Source organism: Mycobacterium sp. 94-17 (genome assembly GCF_035617725.1).
Classification (GTDB): Bacteria; Actinomycetota; Actinomycetes; order Mycobacteriales; family Mycobacteriaceae; genus Mycobacterium.
Map to the genome: position 1 here is coordinate 238,892 of NZ_JAPIYN010000001.1, position 20,230 is coordinate 259,121.

A 20,230-nucleotide genomic window follows, 5' to 3' on the forward strand; every position below is an offset into this window, starting at 1 on the left:
CGGAGCCCAGAGCCCGGATCCAGATGAACTAGAGGTATTCATAAATTGACTAGCAGCACGAACGCGACCGATCTGTCCGGAAAGGTCGCGGTGGTCACCGGTGCGGCCGCGGGCCTGGGACGTGCCGAGGCACTCGGCCTGGCGCGCCAGGGCGCAACCGTCGTCGTCAACGACATCGCCGCGGCGTTGGATTCGTCCGATGTCATCGACGAGATCACCTCGGTTGGTTCGAAGGCCGTCGCCGTGGCCGGTGACATCAGCGAACGCGCCACCGCCGACGAACTGGTTGCTCAGGCCGACTCTCTGGGCGGCCTCGACATCGTGATCAACAACGCCGGGATCACCCGGGACCGGATGCTGTTCAACATGTCGGACGAGGAGTGGGATCTCGTCATCGCAGTGCACCTGCGCGGTCATTTCCTGCTGACCCGCAACGCCGCGACCTACTGGCGCTCCAAGGCCAAGGACGCCGGCGGCCAGATCTTCGGGCGGATTGTCAACACCGCGTCGGAGGCCGGGCTGGTCGGTCCGGTCGGGCAGGCGAATTACGGCGCCGCCAAGGCGGGCATCATTTCGCTCACCCTCACGGCCGCACGGGCACTGGGCCGCTACGGTGTGTGCGCCAACGCCATCTGCCCGCGCGCGCGCACCGCGATGACGGCCGACGTCTTCGGCGACGCACCCGAGGCGGAAGCGGGTGGCGTCGACCCGTTGTCGCCTGAGCACGTGGTCAATCTGGTGACGTTCCTGTCGTCGCCGGCGGCCGCCGAGGTGAACGGCCAGGTGTTCATCGTCTACGGTCCGCAGGTGACGTTGGTGGCCGCGCCGACCGTGGAGCGCAAATTCAGCGCCGACGGCACCGCCTGGGACCCGGCGACGCTCAGTTCGACGCTGCAGGAATACTTTGCTGGCCGTGATCCTGAGCACAATTTTTCGGCTGGCGCGCTGATGGAAGAATAGCCGCGAAAGACCCGGCGTATCGGGCGGAATCGCCAGGTAGAACGTGTGTCAGTTTGACACGTACCAAGCGGGTCTGACCTGGCAAATTAACAGTTCGGATAAAGAAGTGCCGTTCATTGACACGGCCAACTTGTTCTGGGTTAATATGATCCGGCTCACAGCGAGCCCCGTGCGACCGTAGACGATGCAAAGGCCAGACATAGACTTCGCCGAGACCAAACCGAGGGGGGGACCGCGTTGAGGGAACAACTTGCGGTTCCCGCCCGCGCTGTCGGCGGATTCTTCGAGATGATGTTGGATACCGGCCGTGCGGTTTTTCGCCGGCCGTTTCAGTTCGGTGAGTTTCTCGATCAGACATGGATGATCGCTCGCGTGTCGCTGGTTCCCACGCTGCTGGTGTCCATCCCGTTCACCGTTCTGGTGGCCTTCACCCTCAACATCCTGCTGCGCGAGATCGGCGCCGCCGATCTGTCCGGCGCGGGGACGGCATTTGGCACCATCACCCAGTTGGGTCCGGTGGTGACCGTGCTCGTCGTGGCCGGTGCCGGCGCCACCGCGATCTGTGCCGACCTCGGCGCCCGCACCATCCGCGAAGAGATCGACGCGATGCGGGTGCTCGGCATCGACCCGATCCACCGGCTGGTGGTGCCGCGCGTACTGGCCTCCACGGTGGTGGCCCTGCTCCTGAACGGATTGGTATGCGCCATCGGTCTTTCCGGTGGCTACGTATTCTCCGTCTTCCTACAGGGCGTAAACCCCGGCGCGTTCATCAATGGACTGACCGTCCTGACCGGGCTGCGCGAGCTGGTGCTGGCCGAAGTCAAGGCGCTGCTGTTCGGCGTGATGGCAGGCATGGTGGGCTGCTACCGTGGCCTGACCGTCAAGGGTGGGCCCAAGGGCGTCGGCAACGCGGTCAACGAAACCGTGGTCTACGCCTTCATCTGTCTGTTCGTGATCAACGTGGTGATGACCGCGGTCGGCGTGCGAATCTCGGCGAAGTGATCGGACCGGTGAGCACGCAATGAGTTACGACTTCACTTACCGGCTTCGCAATTTCGTTTCACGGTTTGAGGAGCCGGTCGACGACTTCGGCGAGCAGGCATTGTTCTACGGGCAGACCTTGCGCTATGTGCCCAACGCCGCCACGCGCTATCGCAAGGAGACGCTCCGGCTGGTCGCTGAGATGACGATGGGCTCGGGGGCTCTCATCATGATCGGCGGCACGGTCGGTGTGGCAGCCTTCCTGACCCTGGCGTCCGGCGGTGTCATTGCCGTGCAGGGTTATTCGTCGCTGGGCAACATCGGCATCGAGGCGCTGACCGGATTCCTGTCGGCGTTTTTGAACGTCCGCGTCGTCGCGCCGGTGATCGCGGGTATCGCACTGGCGGCCACCATCGGCGCCGGCGCGACAGCCCAACTCGGTGCCATGCGAGTGTCCGAGGAGATCGACGCGGTGGAATCGATGGCGGTGCACGCCGTGTCCTACCTGGTATCGACCCGGCTGATCGCCGGCCTCATCGCGATCATCCCGTTGTACTCGCTCTCGGTGCTGGCCGCGTTCTTCGCCGCCCGCTTCACCACGGTATACATCAACGGGCAGTCAAAAGGCCTCTACGATCACTACTTCAATACGTTCCTGATACCGTCCGACCTGTTGTGGTCGTTCCTGCAGGCCATCGCGATGGCCATCGCGGTCATGCTGGTCCATACCTATTACGGCTTCAACGCGCACGGCGGTCCGGTCGGGGTTGGCATCGCGGTCGGCCAGGCCGTGCGGACCTCGTTGATCGTCGTGGTCGTCATCACTTTGTTCATCTCGCTCGCTGTGTATGGGGCGTCCGGTAACTTCAACCTCTCCGGATAAGAGGGCCGCTCAAAGGGATATGGCGAACACAGACGCGCGACGCACATCCGTCCGGCTGGCAGCAGCGGTGCTGGCCGGTCTGATCGTGGCTTCCGCTGTGCTGACGTACCTTTCCTACACCGCGGCTTTCGCGTCGATCGACACCGTCACCGTGTCGGCGCCCCGGGCCGGGCTGGTGATGGAGAAGGGCGCCAAGGTCAAATACCGGGGTATTCAGATCGGCAAGGTCGAAACCGTCGACTATTCCGGCGACCAGGCGCGGCTGACGCTCGGAATCAACAGCGGGGACATGCGTTTCATCCCGTCCAACGCGACGGTGCACATCGCGGGCAACACCATCTTCGGCGCCAAGGCGGTGGAATTCATTCCACCGCAGGCGCCTTCGCCGACATCGCTGCGTCCCGACGCGCATGTGGCGGCCTCGTCGGTGCAGCTGGAAGTCAACACCTTGTTCCAGTCGTTGATGGACCTGCTGCACAAGATCGACCCCGTCGAACTCAACGGCACGCTGAGCGCCTTCGCGGAAGGCCTGCGTGGTCACGGCGACGACCTGGGCGGCATCCTGTCGGGCTTGAATACGCTGGCGCGCCAGGCGAACCCGAAGCTGCCGACACTGCAGGAGGACCTGCGCAAAACCGCGGTGGTGGCCAACGTGTACGCGGACGCGGCGCCGGACCTGACCACCGTGGTCGACAATCTGCCGACGATCGACAAGACGGTCGTGGACCAGCAGAAGAACCTCGACAGCACACTATTGGCCACCATCGGCCTGTCGAACAACGCGTATGACACTCTGGCGCCGGCCGAACGGGACTTCATCGATACCATCAACCGGCTGCGGGCCCCGCTTAAGGTGGCGTCCGATTACTCACCGGAATTCGGCTGCCTGTTCGCCGGCATCGAGCGCGGTATAAAGGAATTCGCCCCGCTGCTCGGTGTTCGCAAGGCCGGCCTGTTCACGTCGTCGAGCTTCGTGTTGGGCGCGCCTGCGTACGTCTATCCCGAATCGCTGCCGATCGTGAACGCCTCCGGCGGCCCGAACTGCCGTGGGCTGCCCGACATTCCGACCAAGCAGACCGGGGGATCGTTCTACCGGGCGCCGTTCCTGGTGACCGACAACGCCAACATCCCGTACGAGCCGTTCACCGAACTGCAGTTCGACGCACCGTCGACGTTGCAGTTCCTGTTCCACGGGGCGTTCGCGGAACGGGATGACTTCTGATGCCGGGCCGCTCGGGAATGCCGTCGCATCGCGCAATGATGACCAAGGTCAGCATTTTTGCGGTGGCCATGCTGTTGGTGTCAGCGGGGCTGGTGGTGGTGTTCGGCGATTTCCGATTCGGTCCCGAAAGCACCTACCACGCAACGTTCACCGATGTTTCGCGGCTGAAGTCCGGGCAGAAGGTGCGCATCGCGGGGGTGCCGGTCGGCGCGGTCTCGGGCATCAAGCTCAACCCCGACAACACCATCGACGTCAAATTCGGAGTCGACCAGCGCTACACGCTTTACTCCTCTACCCGCGCGGTGATCCGCTACGAAAACTTGGTCGGTGACCGATATCTGGAGATCACCTCGGGCCCGGGCGAGCTGCGAAAACTGCCGGCCGGCGCGACGATCAACAGCCAGCACACCCAGCCCGCACTCGATCTCGACGCCCTGCTGGGCGGACTGCGCCCGGTGCTCAAAGGCCTCGACGCCGACAAGGTCAACACCATCACCGGCGCGGTCATCCAGCTGCTGCAGGGGCAGGGCGGGGCGTTGTCGAATGTGCTGGCCGACACCAGCGCATTCTCATCGGCGCTGGGCCAGCGCGACCAGCTCATCGGCGATGTGATCAACAACCTCAATACGGTGCTGACCACCGTCGACCAGCGCAGTGCACAGTTTTCGGCCAGCGTCGACCAGCTACAGCAGCTGATTACCGGGCTGGCCCAACACTCCGACGACATCGCCGGCGCCATCCCGCCGCTGGCGTCGACCACGACGGATTTGACGCAGTTACTGAAGAATTCGCGTCGGCCGTTGCAGGGAATCCTGGAGAACGCTCGCCCGCTGGCCACCGAGCTGGACAACCGCAAGGCCGAGCTGAACAACGACATCGAGCAGCTGGGCGAGGACTATCTGCGGCTGGCCGCCCTCGGCGCGTACGGGTCGTTCTTCAACATCTACTTCTGCTCCGTGACGATCAAGATCAACGGTCCGGCCGGCAGTGACATCCTGCTGCCGCTCGGTGGCCAGGTGGATCCCAGCAAGGGGAGGTGCGCTTTTGTCAAGTAACGCAAGGCGCGAGCGCGATCCACTGCGCACCGGCATCTTCGGCGTGGTGCTTGTGGTGTGTGTCGTGCTCGTTGCGTTCGGCTACACCGGATTGCCGTTCTGGCCGCAGGGCAAGACCTACGACGCCTACTTCACCGACGCCGGCGGCATCAATCCCGGCAACGCCGTGTACGTTTCCGGCTTCAAAGTCGGCAAGGTGACCGAAGTGGGCCTGGCCGGCGACAGCGCCAAGATCAGCTTCAGCGTCGATCGCCACGTCGCCGTCGGCGACCAGTCGCTGGCCGCGATCCGCACCGACACCATCCTCGGTGAGCGCTCCATCTCCGTGACCCCCGCCGGGGTCGGCAAGACCACCACCATTCCGCTCAGCCGTACCACGACGCCATACACACTCGCGGGCGCCCTCGAAGATTTGGGGCAGAACGCCAACAACCTCGACAAGCCGCAGTTTGAAAAGGCGTTGAACGTGCTGACTGACACGCTGCACGACGCAAACCCGCAACTGCGCGGTGCGCTGGACGGGGTGACATCGCTGTCGCGCACCCTGGACCGCCGCGACGAGGCGCTGCAAAGCCTGCTGGCTCATGCGAAGTCGGTCACCGGCGTGTTGTCACAGCGCGCGGGACAGGTCAACAAGCTGGTTGACGACGGCAACGAGTTGTTCGCCGCGCTCGACGAACGCCGCGGCGCCCTGGCCCAGCTGATCTCGGGGATCCAGGACCTCTCGACGCAGATCTCCGGCTTCGTCGCCGACAACCGCAAGGAGTTCGGCCCGGCGCTGAACAAGCTCAACGACGTGCTGTCCAACCTCAACGAGCGCCGCGACTACATCACCGAGGCCCTCAAGCGGCTGCCCACCTATGCCACCGAGCTGGGCGAGGTGGTCGGTTCGGGCCCCGGATTCAATGTCAACGTCTACGGGGTGATCCCGGCGCCGCTGCTGGCCACCATGTTCGACTTCTTCTATCAGCCCGGCAAGATGCCTGCCAGCCTCGCCGACTACCTGCGCGGGCTGATTCAGGAGCGCTGGATCATCAGGCCGAAGTCACCGTGATGCCGGGCTTCATGGGAAGGATCGCCGGCAGCCGAGCGCTGCGCTCCGCCACCATCATCGCGCTGGTCGCGGTGTTGGTGGGCGGGGTGTATGTGCTTTCGTCGCAAGCGAATAGCCGCAAGATCGTCGGCTACTTCGCCTCCGCGGTCGGCCTGTATCCCGGTGACCAGGTGCGGATCCTCGGCGTCCCGGTCGGAACCGTCGACACGATCGACCCGCGGCCGTCCGACGTGAAGATCACCATGTCGGTGTCCAATGACGTCAAGATCCCGCAGAATGCCAAGGCCATCATCATGTCGCCGAATCTGGTGGCGGCCAGGTTCATTCAGCTGACGCCGGCGTACACCGGCGGCCCAGCGATGGCCGATGGCGCCAGCATCGGCCCGGGCCGGACCGCGGTGCCGGTGGAATGGGACGAGGTCAAGGAGTCGCTGACCCAGCTTGCCGTGCAGCTCGGTCCGACCGCCGGATCGATGCAGGGGCCGTTGGGCGAGGCGATCAACCAGGCCGCGGACACATTCGATGGCAAGGGCCAGTCGTTCCACAACGCCCTGCGCGAGCTCTCGCAAGCCGCTGGGCGTCTGGGGGATTCGCGCGGCGACATCTTCGGCACGGTGAAAAACCTGCAGGTTCTGGTCAACGCGCTGTCGTCCAGTAACGAGCAGATCGTCCAGTTCGCCGGAAACGTCGCGTCGGTGTCGCAGGTGCTCGCCGACAGCTCGCGCCACCTCGACACCACGCTGGGAACGCTCAACACAGCGCTGTCGGACATCCGCGGGTTCCTGCACGAAAACAACTCGACGATTGTCGATACGGTGAACAACCTCAACGATTTCGCGAAGACGTTGAGCGACCAGAGCGACAACATCGAGCAGGTGCTGCACGTGGCGGGCCCGGGTATCGCCAACTTCTACAACATCTACGACCCCGCGCAGGGCACCCTCAACGGCTTGTTGTCGATTCCGGAATTCGCCAACCCGGTGCAGTTCATCTGCGGTGGGTCCTTCGAGACCGCAGCGGGCCCCCGGGCGCCGGACTACTTCAAGCGCGCCGAGCTCTGCCGTGAGCGTCTCGGACCGGTGTTGCGCCGGCTCACCGTGAACTATCCACCGCTGATGTTCCACCCGCTCAACACGATTACGGCGTACAAGGGCCAGATCATCTACGACACCCCGGAGACGCAGGCCAAGTCGGCGACGCCGGAACCGCAGCTGACCTGGGTCCCGGCCAAGGGTGCCCAGACGCCGCCGGCCGCTCAGAACCCGGCGGATCTGCAAGCACTGCTGGTCCCGACGGCCCCGCAGTCCGCTCCCGGCCAACCGGCGCCCGGCCCCGCCCCCGCCGCCGGCCCCGCGGGAAGCGCGTTCGGCCCGCCGCCGGGTCCGCCCCCGGGCCAGGCTCCCGGCGGGCCGGCGGCCGGCTTGGACGGTGGCAGATGAACCGAATGTGGTTGCGCGCCGGTGGATTAATCGCAGGAAGCCTGCTGGTGGCCGGCTGTCAATTCGATGGGCTGAACTCACTGGCGATGCCCGGCACCGCCGGTCACGGCAGGGGCGCCTACTCGATCACCGTCGAACTGCCCGACGTCGCGACGCTGCCGCAGAACTCTCCGGTCATGGTGGACGACGTCACCGTCGGCAGTGTCGCCGGCATCTCGGCCGAACAGCGCGCGGACGGATCATTCTACGCGGCAGTGAAATTGGCGCTGAACAACAATGTGGTGCTGCCCTCCAACTCGACCGCGACGGTCGCCCAGACCTCGCTGCTCGGATCGATGCACATCGACCTGGCCCGCCCCAAGGACAAGCCGGCCGTCGGCAGACTGAAGGACGGGTCGAAGATCGCGCAGGCCAACACCGGTCGCTATCCCACCACCGAGGAGGTGCTCTCGGCGCTCGGCGTGGTGGTGAACAAGGGCAATGTCGGTGCACTGGAAGAGATCACCGACGAGACCTACCGGGCCGTGGCAGGGCGCCAGGACCAGTTCGTCGACCTGATTCCCCGGCTCGCGGAACTGACGTCGGGCCTAAACCGTCAGGTCAACGACATCATCGATGCCGTCGACGGATTGAACCGGTTCTCGGCGAGCCTGGCCCACGACAAGGACAATCTCGGCCGGGCGCTGGACACGCTGCCCGACGCGATCCGCGTGCTCAACAAGAATCGCGGCCACATCGTCGAGGCGTTCGCCGCGCTGCACAAACTGGCCAATGTCACCTCGAACATCCTGGCCAAGACGAAGGTCGACTTCGCCGCCGACATGAAAGACCTGTACTCGGTGGTCAAGGTCCTCAACGACAACCGCCGGAACTTCGTCACCTCGCTGCAGCTGCTGCTGACGTTCCCGTTCCCCAACTTCGGGATCAAGCAGGCGGTGCGCGGCGACTACCTCAACGTGTTCACCACGTTCGACCTCACCCTGCGCCGCCTCGGTGAAACATTCTTTACCACAGCCTATTTCGATCCGAACATGGCCCACATGAACGAGATCCTCAACCCGCCGGACTTCTTGACCGGCGAAATGGCCAACCTGTCCGGACAGGCCGCGGACCCGTTCAAGATTCCGCCCGGCACGGCTTCGGGACAGTAGGGGGCGGGCGTACATGCACGACAGACTGACCAAGATCCAGCTGGCTATCTTCGCGGTGATCACGGTCATCACCCTGACCGTGATGGCGGTGTTCTATCTGCGGCTGCCGTCCACCCTCGGAATCGGAACATACGGCGTGAGCGCTGATTTCGTGGCCGGCGGCGGCCTGTACAAGAACGCCAACGTCACCTACCGCGGCGTTGCCGTCGGCCGGGTCGAGTCGGTGGGGTTGAGCCCCAACGGTGTCGTCGCCGGCATGCGGCTGAACAGCGGCACCGCCATCCCGTCGAACGTCACCGCCACCGTCAAGAGCGTTTCGGCCGTCGGCGAGCAGTACATCGACCTGGTGCCCCCGGGCACACCGGCCACCACGAAGCTGACCAACGGATTTCGCATCACGCGGCAGAACACCCGGATCGGGCAGGACGTCGCCGACCTGTTGAAACGCTCGGAGACCTTGGTCAACAGCCTCGGTGACACCCGGCTGCGGGAGTTGCTGCACGAGACGTTCATCGCGGCCAACGGCTCAGGCCCCGAGCTGGCGCGGCTCTTCGAGTCCGCCCGGCTGCTGGTGGACGAGGCCAACGTCAACTATCCGCAAGTGTCGGAGTTGATCGACCAGGCCGGCCCGTTCCTACAGGCCCAGATTCGCGCGGGCGCTGACATCAGGTCGCTGTCCGACGGGCTGGCGCGGTTCACCTCCGAGGTGCGCCAGGCCGACCCGCAGCTGCGCGACACCCTGGCGACCGCTCCCGGTGCCACCGACGAGGCCAGCACCGCGTTCTCCGGCATCCGTCCGTCCTTCCCGGCCCTGGCCGCCAGCCTGGCCAACCTGGGGCGGGTCGGGGTGATTTACCACAAGTCGATCGAGCAGCTGCTGGTCGTCTTGCCGGCGCTGTTCGCCGCCATCACCACCGCCGCAGGCGGCGGCCCGCAGGATGAAGGCGCCAAGCTGGACTTCAAGCTTGACCTCAACGACCCGCCGCCATGCGCCGTCGGCTTCCTGCCGCCGCCGTTGATGCGCACCCCGGCCGACGAGACGGTGCGCGAGCTGCCGAAGGACATGTTCTGCAAGACGGCGCAGAACGATCCCAGCACCGTGCGCGGCGCGCGCAACTACCCGTGCCAGGAGTTCCCAGGCAAACGCGCGCCGACGATCCAGCAGTGCCGCGACCCGAAGGGCTACGTGCCGGTCGGCCGCAACCCGTGGCGCGGCCCGCCCGTGCCGTATGACACCCCGATGACCAACGGTTTGAACGTGTTGCCGCCCAACCACTTCCCTTACATCCCGCCGGGCGCCGAGCCCGACCCGGGTACGCCCATCGTCGGGCCGCCGCCCCCGGGTGTGGTGCCCGGGCCGGGGCCGTTGCCCAACAAGCAGCCGGCCTTCGCTCCGCCGCCGCCCAATGACAACGGGCCGCCGCCGCCGTTCACGTCGTGGCAGCCGCCCGGGGTGCCCCCGGTGCCGCCGCAGCTTCCGTACCCGAAGTGGCTGCCGCCACCGGCGCCGCCGGAGGGCATCAGCCCGCCGCCGGCGGGCCCGGGACCCGAGAAGCCGTGGGGCCCGCCACCCGGAGGGCAGCCGCAGGCCAGCGGCCCGGCCTACGCCACCTATGACCAGAAGACCGGCGCGTTTGTCGATCCGGCCGGTGGCACTGGTATCTTCGCGGCCGGCGCGACCGGCACCTCGGGCGCGGAGAACTGGGTGGACCTCATGCTTGATCCAAGGCCGATGTAATGGACCCTGTCGTGGTAGACGAATCGACGAGCACGCCGCGCGTGCGTCGACGAGCCTCGCGCGCGGCGGGCCCGGCCAAGGGTGAGCCGGCCCGCGAAGTCACGGTCCCCGCCGGGGTCGCGGGCACACCGAAGCGACCGGCAAAACCCGCCAAGACCCTGCGGTCCGTCAAGCCGCCGCCCAGGCGGCAACCGCACCGCGCCCTGGTTGCGTGGGTGTCGTTCGCCGCGGCGCTGGTGGCGGTCGGGGCGGTGGCCGGGTGTGTCGCGGCGTTGTTCGTCGCGCAGCGGCACACGACCGCCGCGCAGGCCCGCGATCAGCGTTTCGTCGACACCGCGACGCAGACGGTCGTCAACATGTTCAGCTACAAGCAGGACAGCATCGACGAGAGCGTGAACAGGTTCGTCAACGGCACCAGCGGGCCGCTGCGCGGCATGCTCGGCGCCAACAACAACGTCGAGAACCTCAAGGGCCTGTTCCGCTCCACCAATGCGACGTCGGAAGCCGTGATCAACGGTGCCGCCCTGGAAGGCGTTGACGCCGTTACGGATAACGCGTCCGTGTTGGTGTCGGTGCGCGTCACGGTCGCCGACATCGACGGAGTCAACAAGCCGTCCATGCCGTATCGGTTGCGTGTGATCGTGCACGAAGACGACGCCGGAAAGATGACCGGCTACGACCTGAAATATCCCGACGGAGGTAATTGATGCGCTGGCGGCGTTGGCTGCTGGTCGTCGCGGGTTACCTCATGGCCGTGGCGTTCGTCGGGTTGTCCGCGGTGGCCGGCTGGATGTACTGGGACCGCGTGCAGACCCGCGGCGAGCAGGCGGCGCGAGCGGTGTTGCCCGGGTTGGCGGCCAAGGAGATTCCCGAGGTCTTCGCCTATGACTACCAAACAGTCGAGCGCAGCCTGTCGGCGGCGTATCCGTTGTTGACGCCCGACTATCGCTCGGAATTCCAGAAGAGCGCCAACACCCAGATCATCCCCGAGGCCAAGAAGCGCGAAGTGGTCGTGCAGGCCAATGTCGTTGGCGTGGGGGTTATGTCGGCCAAACGCGAATCGGCGTCGGTGATGGTCTTCATGAACCGCACCGTGACCGACAAGTCACGCCAGCCGCTCTATGACGGCAGCCGGCTGCGGGTGGATTTCAAGAAGGTCGGCAAGCAGTGGTTGATCGCCTACATCACACCGATCTAGCCCACCCGGCGAGCGGCCGGCGTCAGTAGCACATCGCAATGCCGTTGCAGTACAACGGGTAACGATTGATCGGGCTGGGCGGCGGCCCGGTCATCGCCAGCGAGAACGGTTCCTTCTTCATCCCCGGCTGCAACCCGCACACGGCGCCGTGCAGCGTGGTGTGGGTGCCGCTCATCGTCTCGTCGCTGAACGCGAACGTGTCGGTCGATGGCGCGGAGCCACCGCCCGGGCAGGCCACACCGTCCGCTTTGTCGATTTTGAAAGTCCATAGCATGCTGGACATTCGGGCCCGGCCGCTGAAATTCTGCTGCTTGTCCGCGGCGCTGATCTGCTCGGGCGTCGAACTCACGATGTTGAGCGCGCAGTTCATCGCGAACACAATCGGGTCGGAGTAGTCGTTCATGTTCCGAGTGCCCGAGGGTTGATCGCAGAGCGCCGAGATGGTCCAGGTAACCCCAGACACGCCCGCCTCGTTGTAGTTGTAGGTGCCGTCCGCCGGTGGTCCGACCGCTTTGGCCGGTTCACCGGATTGCAGTGCGATGCCCACCGCGACGGCCGTGAAGATGCCGGCACCCGCGGCCATCCCATGGCGGAGCCTCATGTGGCGACCCTCCTTCACGCTCGTGCGCTGTATCTGAGTATCACAGCGTTCGGGCGTCAACACCATGGGATCCTGCGCGTGCGCGTTAATCGGCGGTGCCGGGCCGGGATTCGGCGAGTGCGTCGAGGAACGACCTCGCCCAGCGGTCGACGTTGTGGGCGAGGACCTGGCGACGAAGTGACCGCATCCGGCGTCGTCCGTCTTCGGCGGACTGGTTCAGCGCAGCCTCGATGGCGTCCTTGACGCCTTCGAGGTCGTGCGGGTTGACCAGATACGCCTGCCGAAGTTCGGCCGCGGCGCCCGTGAATTCGGACAAGACGAGCGCGCCACCCAAATCGCTGCGGCACGCGACGTACTCCTTGGCGACCAGGTTCATCCCGTCACGCAACGGGGTGACGAGCATGACGTCGGCGGCGACGAAGAACGCGATCAGTTCGTCGCGCGGCACCGGCCGGTGCAGGTAGTGCACCACCGGATGCCCGACTTCGCCATATTCGCCGTTGATGTGGCCGACCTGGCGTTCGATGTCGTTGCGCAGCTGCTGGTAACTGTCCACCCGTTCGCGGCTCGGTGTCGCCAGCTGGACCAGCACCGTGTCGTCGCGCTTGACGCGGGCCTCCGCGAGCAGCTCCGAAAAGGCTTTCAGGCGAACGTCGATGCCTTTGGTGTAGTCGAGCCGGTCGACGCCGAGCAGCACCTTGCGGGGGTTGCCCAGCTCGGCCCGGATCTCGCGGGCGCGGCGCCGGATGTCGCGATGGCGGGCCGCCTGGTCAAGCGAGCTGGAGTCGATGGAGATGGGAAACGCGCCCACCCGAACCACCCGCGATTCGAGCTCCACCTCGCCGTATCGCGACCGCACTCCCACCGCCCCGCGCGAGGTGTTGACGCCGATCAGCCGTCGGGCCAGGAACAGGAAGTTCTGCGCACCGCCGGCCAGGTGGAACCCGACCAGGTCCGCACCGAGCAGGCCCTCGACGATCTCGGTCCGCCACGGCATCTGCATGAACAACTCGACGGGCGGGAAGGGGATGTGCAGGAAGAAGCCGATGGTCAGGTCCGGCCGCAGCTCGCGCAGCATCGCCGGCACCAGTTGCAGCTGGTAGTCCTGCACCCAGACCGTGGCCCCCTGCGCGGCGGCGCGGGAGGTGGCTTCGGCGAAGCGGCGGTTGACGGCGACGTAGCGTTCCCACCATTCGCGGTGGTACATCGGTTTGACGATGACGTCGTGATACAGCGGCCACAGCGTGGCGTTGGAGAAACCCTCGTAATATTCGGCGACATCGTCCGCGCTCAGCTTGACCGGCCGAAGCTCGAGGTCGTCCTGGAGGATGGGCTCGCCGTCCTGGTCGGTGTCCTCGTCGACGACTCCCGGCCAGCCGACCCACGCCCCGCGTTGGCGGCGCAGCAGCGGCTCGAGGGCCGTGACCAGCCCCCCGGGGCTGCGTTTCCACGCGGTGGTGCCGTCGGGAAGACGTTCCTGATCGACCGGCAACCGGTTGGCAACCACGACGAAGTCGGAATTACCGAATGCTTCCCTCGAGCCTCGCCCTCCCCCGGGAGACATCTACGCGTCGAGTTTCGCCGGCCCAATACCCAGCATGGACAGGAAGACCCGGCACTCGTCAGCGTCGGTGGCGTAGGCCGCGACGACCCGCCTGGCCTGGCTCGCAGTGTCGTCGGCCACCGGCTCGACATCGCCGATTTCGGCGGGATCAGATTTTGTAGGCATCACTCAACTGTAGGCGACGCGCCCGACCGGTGGCAGGCTGTCTCACCAGCTGACCGGGGGTTCGCCGCGCGGCTCACGGTCAACCGGCGGCGCGGTGATGCAGGATAAACGGGTGGTCGACCAGGACGCCGACAACGACACGGTGTTCGAGTTCGTCGATGTCGTTGTGGAACGCCAAGGGGTGCGGGCCCTCGACGGGCTGGCGGCGGCGATTCCGGGGCGCGGCGTGACGGCGGTGTTCGGGGCGTCGGGCTCGGGCAAGTCGACCCTGCTTCGGCTGTGCAACAGGCTGGAGCTACCGACGAGCGGCCGGGTGGTGTTCTACGGGTCGGACATCTCCGGCCTCGACCCGCTGTGGCTGCGGCGCCGGGTGGGCATGTGCTTTCAGCGACCGACTCCATTCCCCGGCACGGTCGCCGACAATCTGCAAGCCGCCGACCCGGATGCGTCCGACGCGCGCATGCAAGAAACGCTGGCCCGGGTCGCGCTGACGGGATCGTGGTTGGACCGCGACGTCGCCGGCCTCTCGGGCGGCGAAGCCCAACGGGTGTGCCTGGCCCGCACGCTGATAGCGCAACCCCAAGTGCTGCTGCTGGACGAACCCACCTCCGCCGTCGACGCCGAGGCCGCCGAAATCATCGAGCGCGCGGTGCGCGAACTGGCCGCCGAGGGCACCCCCGCCCTGTGGGTCACGCATGACGCGGCGCAGGTGGACAGGGCGGCCGATTGGGTCCTGCGGCTGAAGTCGGGCCGCAGCCTGGGACTGGGCCGGGTCGGCACCCGGCCCAGTGACGGCCCGGCGGCGCGATGAACGGTCAAGTCGGCTGGGTGGGCCTGGCGACGTCGCTGATCCTGGTCGCGTTCGCGGCCGGGATCTCGCTGTGGCGGCGACTGGGTTTGGAGCGGCAGCTGCTGTGGGCCGCGGCCCGCGCGCTGGTGCAGCTGCTCCTCGTGGGTGGGGCGCTGACGCTGCTGTTCGAACCGGGCCGGTCGTTGTGGTGGTCGTGGGCCTGGGTCGCGGGGATGGTGGCCTACGCCGGGGACGTCGCGCGCCGCAGGGCACCGGAGGTGCCGCGGTTTGCGCGGCTGGCCGTGGCCGCGTTCGCCGGCGCGGCGGTGGTGACCCTGGGGGTGATCTTCGGCCTGCGGGTGTTCCCGCTGCAGGGACGCACTCTGGTACCGGTCGCCGGGATGATGATCGGCAACTCGATGACCGCCATGGTGCTGGTGGCCCGGCGACTGGTCGACGAGTTGCGCGACAAGCGCGACGAGGTCGAAGCCCGCCTCGCGCTGGGGCAGCCGTCGGGGCAGGCCGCGTCCCCCTACCTGCGAACCGCGTTGCGCTCGGCTATATCTCCGCAGATCGAAACGACCAAGGCCACCGGCCTGGTGTTTTTGCCGGGTGCCATGACCGGCCTCATCCTCGCCGGGGTGCCACCCTTGCAGGCCGTGCTGGTGCAGGCCGTGGTGATGTTCTTGATCCTGGGTTCGGTGGCGGGCACCACCGTGGTCGTCGCGCTGGGCATCGTGCGGCTGGTGTTCACCCGCGACCATCGGCTACTGCCGCTGGGCGGCCGGCCCGGCGACGACAGGTGAGAACGCGGTGGTCGGTAGGCCCCGCGGCCGATCCCCCCAGCGCGGACCCGGTTACACACTGGCCGTAATGTGTAAACGACTTTGAGCTGGACAACAAGCGAGGTGGGCGAAATGACTCTCTCCGAGCAAGCCGGACCGCAGGCGGGCAACGCCGGCGCCGAGGAGCTGGTGACGTACGAGACTCTGGACGATGGCGTCATCGCCCGCATCTGGCTCAACCGGCCCGAGGCTCACAACGCGCAGAGCCGCGGCCTGCTGGTCCAGCTCGACGAGGCGTTCCTGCGTGCTGAGGCCGACGACACCGTGCGGGTGGTGATCCTGGCCGCGCGCGGGAAGAACTTCTCCGCCGGTCACGACCTGGGCTCAGAGCTGGCGCTCGCCGAGCGGGCCCCCGGCGCGGGGCAGCACCCGACGTTCCGCATCAACGGCGCCACCCGCGAACCCGTCGCCGAGAAGACCTATCTGCAGGAGTGGCATTACTTCTTCCAAAACACTTGCCGCTGGCGCGATCTGCGCAAGATCACCATCGCCCAGGTTCAGGGCAACGCGATCTCGGCGGGCCTGATGCTGATCTGGGCGTGCGACCTGATCGTCGCCGCCGACAATGCGAAGTTCAGCGACGTGGTCGGCGTCCGGATGGGCATGCCGGGTGTCGAATACTACGCTCACCCTTGGGAATTCGGCCCTCGTAAGGCCAAAGAGCTGCTGCTGACCGGGGATGCGCTGGACGCCGACGAAGCCTATCGCCTCGGCATGGTGTCCAAGGTGTTCCCGGTCGACGAATTAGCAGACAAGACAGTGGAATTCGCGCGGCGCATCGCCGAGCGGCCGACGATGGCGGCCATGCTGATCAAGGATTCGGTCAACGCGGCCTCCGACGCGATGGGCTTCACCGAGGCGCTGCGGCACGCGTTCCACATTCACGAGCTCGGTCACGCGCACTGGGCGGCCCACAACGAGAACAGATACCCGGTCGGCCTGCCGCCCGACGTCGAGGACTGGCGCAACGCCAAGCCGACCAAGCTGGCCCGCCGCGACACCCCGTAGCCGGGGCCCGGTCGGCCTCAGGTTCGGGGGAGCCGTCACCGCCGGCAACGGGCGCATGGTTCGATGACTAGAACCTGTTCCAGTTGAGAGGTGGCTTGCGTGCAGCTTTCTTTCGAAGACCGGACATATCTGGTCACCGGCGGCGGCAGCGGGATCGGCAAAGGCGTGTCCGCCGGGCTGGTCGCGGGCGGCGCCTCGGTCATGATCGTCGGCCGCAACGCCGATCGCCTCGCGGAGGCCGTCGAGGAGATCGAGGCCCTTCCCGGCAGCGGCTCCATCCGGTATGAGCCCACCGACGTCACCAACGAGGACGAGGTGGTCCGCGCGGTCGACGCCGCGACGGCCTGGCACGGCCAGCTACACGGTGCGGTGCATTGCGCCGGCGGCTCGCTGACGGTCGGACCGATCACCCACACCGACTCCGAGGCGTGGCGAAACACCGTCGACCTCAACGTCAACGGCACCATGTACGTGCTCAAACACGTGGCGCGCGAACTGGTGCGTGGCGGTGGTGGCTCGTTCATCGGAATCTCGTCGATCGCGGCCAGCAACACCCACCGCTGGTTCGGGCCCTACGGCGTCACCAAGGCGGCGATCGACCACATGATGATGCTGGCCGCCGACGAACTCGGCCCGTCCTGGGTGCGGGTCAACAGCATCCGTCCGGGCCTGATCCGCACCGATCTGGTCGACGCGAGCGTGATCCAGTCACCGGCGATCAGCGGCGACTACGCGCTGTGCACCCCGCTGCCGCGCGTCGGCGAGGTCGAAGACATCGCCAACCTGGCCATGTTCCTGCTCAGCGACGCCGCGACCTGGATCACCGGCCAGTGCATCAACGTCGACGGTGGACACATTCTGCGCCGCGGCCCCGACTACTCCTCGATGATGGAACAGATGTACGGCGCCGACGCGCTGCGCGGAGTGGTCACACCCTGATCCGTCCCCGCGCTGAGTGAACCGGAGATGCAATGAAGCGACTCGAGGGCAAGCGGATCCTGGTGACGGGCGCCGCGTCGGGCATCGGTCAGGCCACCGCGCTGCGCCTGCTGGACGAGGGCGCCGCCGTGGCGGCCTCCGATGTCGCCGCCGACGGCCTGGACAACACCCGGGCGCACGCCCACCACGCCGGCACCGCCGACCGGCTCACCACCGTGGCGATGGACGTCGCCGGCGAGGACTCGGTGGTCGCCGGGGTGCGCCTGGCCGTCGAACAGTTGGGCGGCCTTGACTCGCTGGTCAACGCCGCCGGCATCCTGCGGGCCGCGCACACCCACGAGACAAGCCTGGAACTCTGGAACCAGATCGTCGGGGTGAACCTGACCGGCACCTTCCTGGTGGTCCGGGAGGCGCTGCCGGCGCTGCTGGCGAATTCCCGCAGCGCGATCGTGAACTTCAGCTCCACATCGGCCTCGTTCGCCCACCCCTATATGGCCGCCTATGCCGCGAGCAAGGGTGGCATTCAGGCGTTCACCCATTCGTTGGCGCTCGAATACGCGAAGGACGGCCTGCGGGCGGCGTGCGTGGCGCCGGGCAGCATCAAGTCCGGGATCACCGATGCCACCGGCGGATACATCCCTAAAGATGCCGACTGGTCACTGTTTACGAGGCTGATGCCGATCCTGCCGACGACGGTCGAATCCAGCGGTGCCGGCATGGCCGAGCCCGCAGCGATCGCCGGCGTCATCGCCATGCTGGTGTCCGACGACGGCGCGTGGATCACCGGCACCGAGATCCGCATCGACGGAGGCACTCACGCCTGACGGCGGCCGGCTTGGCGGTGGGTTTGATGGCTGCGACCGGATTCGCCGCTCTTGCGATCGCCGCAGTGGTTTGAGGGCGGCGACCCGCGGCGACCGGATTCGCCGCTCTTGCGATCGCCGCAGTTAGTTAACGCACGGGACGCCGCCGCCATCGATCGGCTTTCCCTGATCGGGCGTCGGATACGTCGTGGTCGTGCCGTTGTAGTAATAGCTCTTGGCCTTCGTCGACGTCGTACTGGAGCTGGTGCTCGTGGTGTCGTCCATCTGGGTGTCGTCGGATGTCGGCATCGAGAAATTGGTGTCCACGGTGAGCCGGATGTGTCCGGCCGCGAGGCCGGGGCTGGGCTGCTTGGGTGCGTCCACGCCGAGCAGATTGGCCAGGTTGACCGCATCGGTTTGCGCGCCGGCCCCGTACTCCACCGTCGTGGTGGACGGGTCGCCGGATTCCCGGTCACGTACCTGGCCCGGGGTGTAGCCCTTCTTCTTCAACGCGCGCGACACCTCGCTGGCCAGACCGCTCATGCTGCCGGCGTTGACCACGTCGACGACCGTGGACGGATCGGGCTTGGCTGCGGTGGTTGTCGTCGCGGTCGTCGGCGCGTCGGAACCGATCGCGGCGGCCACCTCGGACTTGATCGCCACCGGGTCAACAATGTTGACGTCTTGGCCATCGATGTTGTCGTAGCGCACCACCGGCAGCGTCCGGAATTCGATGTTGCCGCCCGCCAGGCCGCCGAGCCGTTGGATCATGTCGTCGTTCCAGCCCGCCGAGAGCACCACGTCTTTGCGCGCCACCGCCATCAGGTTCTTGAGCTTGTCGATGTTGGTGAAGGTGCCCGCGGCCTGCAACTCCTGCATCACCGAGGAGATGAACGCCTGCTGCCGGTGGGTGCGATCCAGGTCGCCGTTGTCCAGGCCGTGCCGCTGCCTGACGAACGACAGCGCCTCCGAGGCGTCCAGGCGCTGTCGCCCGGCCGGGAAGTCGGCGCCGGAATACGAGTCGTAGACGGGGTGATTCAGGCAGACGTCGACGCCTCCGAGGGTCTGGGCCAGATCAAAGAAGCCGGCCAGGTTGACCTCGGCGAAGTAGTCGATGGGGACGCCGGTCAGGTTGCGCACCGCACGCAGCGTCGCCGCCCGGCCTGCCTCGCGGCCCTTGGTTTCGAGTTCCTTCTGAGTGCTGTCGCCCTGGTTGGCCAGCTTTTGCGCGACGTACTGCTTGGTCAGCCCGTAGGCCTCTTTGATCTTGATGTGGTTGTATCCCGGGACCCCGGTAAAGGGCACCCAGTCGTCGCGGGGGATCGAGAAGGCGACGACCCTGTTGTCCTCGCTGACGTGCACCAGGATCAGGGTGTTGGTGTTGTAGCCGCCGTCGTCGGAGTCCCCGGCGTGCAGATGCTTCAGGATCGAATAGGGCAGATCGTTGCCATCCTGATCCTTTCGCGAGTCCAGGCCGATCAGCAGGATGTTCATGTTGTCGCCGCTGGACCGCGGGTCCTCGGGCCGGAGGGCGTTGGACACGGTGATACCGCCCAGCGCGCCGTGCGCCACGTAGTACCCCGCTCCGGTGAGCCCCACGGCTGCCACGGAGACGATGGCGCCCAGCGTGCGCGTCAGCCCTTTGCGGAATCGGGAGGGCTGACGGACGGCTCGATGACGGTGATGGGCGCCACCCGAGCGGGCCATCACAAACCTCTGCCCACGCCCAGTACATCGCCGGGCACCGCAACGGTACCCTGCGGCGATGTCGCGTCAAGCATGCTGACAAGTATGCGGTAGCTCGCTGTGAAGCCCCCAATCGAGAGCACCCGTC

Annotated in this window: 20 protein-coding genes; 16 read left to right on the forward strand and 4 right to left on the reverse strand. The window is 66.6% G+C overall.

The window, feature by feature from the left end:
• Positions 1–45: 45 nt before the first annotated feature.
• From OQ789_RS01175 to OQ789_RS01225, 11 genes are all read left to right on the forward strand, one after another.
• Positions 46–960 carry a 3-oxoacyl-ACP reductase gene (locus OQ789_RS01175; protein ID WP_324682883.1) on the forward strand — a complete coding sequence of 305 codons (915 nt, stop codon included), beginning with the start codon at positions 46–48 and terminating at the stop codon, positions 958–960.
• A 237-nt stretch (positions 961–1,197) separates the two neighbouring features.
• On the forward strand, positions 1,198–1,962 hold the full coding sequence (locus tag OQ789_RS01180; RefSeq protein WP_324682885.1) for an ABC transporter permease: 765 nt from the start codon (positions 1,198–1,200) through the stop codon (positions 1,960–1,962).
• Between the two features lie 19 nt (positions 1,963–1,981).
• Positions 1,982–2,824, forward strand: a complete 843-nt coding sequence (locus OQ789_RS01185) for an ABC transporter permease (RefSeq protein WP_324682886.1) — start codon at positions 1,982–1,984, stop codon at positions 2,822–2,824.
• Between the two features lie 19 nt (positions 2,825–2,843).
• Complete coding sequence (locus OQ789_RS01190) at positions 2,844–4,046, forward strand: MCE family protein (protein WP_324682888.1); 1,203 nt, start codon at positions 2,844–2,846, stop codon at positions 4,044–4,046.
• The gene (locus OQ789_RS01195) at positions 4,046–5,101 is read left to right on the forward strand and encodes a virulence factor Mce family protein (protein ID WP_324682889.1); all 1,056 of its coding nucleotides are present in this window, start codon (positions 4,046–4,048) and stop codon (positions 5,099–5,101) included. The genes OQ789_RS01190 and OQ789_RS01195 overlap by 1 nt, the downstream gene beginning before the upstream one ends.
• Positions 5,091–6,155 carry a virulence factor Mce family protein gene (locus OQ789_RS01200; protein ID WP_324682890.1) on the forward strand — a complete coding sequence of 355 codons (1,065 nt, stop codon included), beginning with the start codon at positions 5,091–5,093 and terminating at the stop codon, positions 6,153–6,155. The genes OQ789_RS01195 and OQ789_RS01200 overlap by 11 nt, the downstream gene beginning before the upstream one ends.
• An 11-nt stretch (positions 6,156–6,166) precedes the next feature.
• Entirely contained in the window at positions 6,167–7,594 is a 1,428-nt protein-coding gene (locus OQ789_RS01205) for a virulence factor Mce family protein (protein WP_324682892.1), read from the forward strand.
• Positions 7,591–8,745: an MCE family protein gene (locus OQ789_RS01210; protein ID WP_324682893.1), complete on the forward strand. Its 1,155-nt coding sequence runs from the start codon at positions 7,591–7,593 to the stop codon at positions 8,743–8,745. The genes OQ789_RS01205 and OQ789_RS01210 overlap by 4 nt, the downstream gene beginning before the upstream one ends.
• Before the next feature lie 13 nt (positions 8,746–8,758).
• Entirely contained in the window at positions 8,759–10,483 is a 1,725-nt protein-coding gene (locus OQ789_RS01215; RefSeq protein ID WP_324682894.1) for a virulence factor Mce family protein, read from the forward strand.
• Complete coding sequence (locus tag OQ789_RS01220) at positions 10,483–11,190, forward strand: mammalian cell entry protein (protein WP_324682895.1); 708 nt, start codon at positions 10,483–10,485, stop codon at positions 11,188–11,190. Before OQ789_RS01215 ends, OQ789_RS01220 begins: the two co-directional genes overlap by 1 nt.
• A complete protein-coding gene (locus OQ789_RS01225) occupies positions 11,190–11,681 on the forward strand; it encodes a mammalian cell entry protein (RefSeq protein WP_324682896.1) in 492 nt (163 codons plus the stop codon). Before OQ789_RS01220 ends, OQ789_RS01225 begins: the two co-directional genes overlap by 1 nt.
• A gap of 22 nt (positions 11,682–11,703) precedes the next feature.
• Here OQ789_RS01225 and OQ789_RS01230 read toward each other — a convergent pair whose 3' ends face one another.
• The 3 genes from OQ789_RS01230 to OQ789_RS01240 form a co-directional block, all read right to left on the reverse strand.
• Positions 11,704–12,282 (reverse strand): hypothetical protein, encoded by a 579-nt coding sequence (locus tag OQ789_RS01230; protein ID WP_324682898.1) that lies wholly within the window; start codon positions 12,280–12,282, stop codon positions 11,704–11,706.
• 85 nt (positions 12,283–12,367) lie between these two features.
• Positions 12,368–13,846: a trehalose-6-phosphate synthase gene (locus OQ789_RS01235; RefSeq protein WP_324682900.1), complete on the reverse strand. Its 1,479-nt coding sequence runs from the start codon at positions 13,844–13,846 to the stop codon at positions 12,368–12,370.
• Positions 13,847–14,011 (reverse strand): hypothetical protein, encoded by a 165-nt coding sequence (locus OQ789_RS01240; RefSeq protein WP_324682901.1) that lies wholly within the window; start codon positions 14,009–14,011, stop codon positions 13,847–13,849.
• A 97-nt stretch (positions 14,012–14,108) separates the two neighbouring features.
• Here OQ789_RS01240 and OQ789_RS01245 point away from each other — a divergent pair, with 97 nt between their 5' ends.
• The 5 genes from OQ789_RS01245 to OQ789_RS01265 all read left to right on the forward strand — a co-directional run bounded on the left by OQ789_RS01245 (position 14,109) and on the right by OQ789_RS01265 (position 18,417).
• Positions 14,109–14,822: a phosphate ABC transporter ATP-binding protein gene (locus OQ789_RS01245; RefSeq protein WP_324682902.1), complete on the forward strand. Its 714-nt coding sequence runs from the start codon at positions 14,109–14,111 to the stop codon at positions 14,820–14,822.
• Positions 14,819–15,607: an ABC transporter permease gene (locus OQ789_RS01250; RefSeq protein WP_324682904.1), complete on the forward strand. Its 789-nt coding sequence runs from the start codon at positions 14,819–14,821 to the stop codon at positions 15,605–15,607. The genes OQ789_RS01245 and OQ789_RS01250 overlap by 4 nt, the downstream gene beginning before the upstream one ends.
• 111 nt (positions 15,608–15,718) lie before the next feature.
• Entirely contained in the window at positions 15,719–16,654 is a 936-nt protein-coding gene (locus OQ789_RS01255) for an enoyl-CoA hydratase (protein WP_324682905.1), read from the forward strand.
• A gap of 99 nt (positions 16,655–16,753) precedes the next feature.
• A complete protein-coding gene (locus tag OQ789_RS01260) occupies positions 16,754–17,593 on the forward strand; it encodes an SDR family oxidoreductase (protein WP_324682906.1) in 840 nt (279 codons plus the stop codon).
• 32 nt (positions 17,594–17,625) lie between these two features.
• Positions 17,626–18,417: an SDR family NAD(P)-dependent oxidoreductase gene (locus tag OQ789_RS01265; protein WP_324682908.1), complete on the forward strand. Its 792-nt coding sequence runs from the start codon at positions 17,626–17,628 to the stop codon at positions 18,415–18,417.
• A gap of 123 nt (positions 18,418–18,540) precedes the next feature.
• Here OQ789_RS01265 and OQ789_RS01270 read toward each other — a convergent pair whose 3' ends face one another.
• Positions 18,541–20,103: an LCP family protein gene (locus tag OQ789_RS01270; protein ID WP_324682910.1), complete on the reverse strand. Its 1,563-nt coding sequence runs from the start codon at positions 20,101–20,103 to the stop codon at positions 18,541–18,543.
• Positions 20,104–20,230: the final 127 nt, after the last annotated feature.

What these genes read in the sequence shown, in the direction of transcription:
- OQ789_RS01185 (WP_324682886.1), top strand. Translation starts at nt 1,982, where the DNA reads ATGAGTTACGACTTCACTTACCGGCTTCGCAATTTCGTTTCACGGTTT.
- OQ789_RS01190 (WP_324682888.1), top strand. Translation starts at nt 2,844, where the DNA reads ATGGCGAACACAGACGCGCGACGCACATCCGTCCGGCTGGCAGCAGCG.
- OQ789_RS01195 (WP_324682889.1), top strand. Translation starts at nt 4,046, where the DNA reads ATGCCGGGCCGCTCGGGAATGCCGTCGCATCGCGCAATGATGACCAAG.
- OQ789_RS01205 (WP_324682892.1), top strand. Translation starts at nt 6,167, where the DNA reads ATGGGAAGGATCGCCGGCAGCCGAGCGCTGCGCTCCGCCACCATCATC.
- OQ789_RS01210 (WP_324682893.1), top strand. Translation starts at nt 7,591, where the DNA reads ATGAACCGAATGTGGTTGCGCGCCGGTGGATTAATCGCAGGAAGCCTG.
- OQ789_RS01215 (WP_324682894.1), top strand. Translation starts at nt 8,759, where the DNA reads ATGCACGACAGACTGACCAAGATCCAGCTGGCTATCTTCGCGGTGATC.
- OQ789_RS01220 (WP_324682895.1), top strand. Translation starts at nt 10,483, where the DNA reads ATGGACCCTGTCGTGGTAGACGAATCGACGAGCACGCCGCGCGTGCGT.
- OQ789_RS01225 (WP_324682896.1), top strand. Translation starts at nt 11,190, where the DNA reads ATGCGCTGGCGGCGTTGGCTGCTGGTCGTCGCGGGTTACCTCATGGCC.
- OQ789_RS01230 (WP_324682898.1), bottom strand. Translation starts at nt 12,282, where the DNA reads ATGAGGCTCCGCCATGGGATGGCCGCGGGTGCCGGCATCTTCACGGCC.
- OQ789_RS01235 (WP_324682900.1), bottom strand. Translation starts at nt 13,846, where the DNA reads ATGTCTCCCGGGGGAGGGCGAGGCTCGAGGGAAGCATTCGGTAATTCC.
- OQ789_RS01240 (WP_324682901.1), bottom strand. Translation starts at nt 14,011, where the DNA reads ATGCCTACAAAATCTGATCCCGCCGAAATCGGCGATGTCGAGCCGGTG.
- OQ789_RS01245 (WP_324682902.1), top strand. Translation starts at nt 14,109, where the DNA reads ATGCAGGATAAACGGGTGGTCGACCAGGACGCCGACAACGACACGGTG.
- OQ789_RS01250 (WP_324682904.1), top strand. Translation starts at nt 14,819, where the DNA reads ATGAACGGTCAAGTCGGCTGGGTGGGCCTGGCGACGTCGCTGATCCTG.
- OQ789_RS01255 (WP_324682905.1), top strand. Translation starts at nt 15,719, where the DNA reads ATGACTCTCTCCGAGCAAGCCGGACCGCAGGCGGGCAACGCCGGCGCC.
- OQ789_RS01265 (WP_324682908.1), top strand. Translation starts at nt 17,626, where the DNA reads ATGAAGCGACTCGAGGGCAAGCGGATCCTGGTGACGGGCGCCGCGTCG.
- OQ789_RS01270 (WP_324682910.1), bottom strand. Translation starts at nt 20,103, where the DNA reads ATGGCCCGCTCGGGTGGCGCCCATCACCGTCATCGAGCCGTCCGTCAG.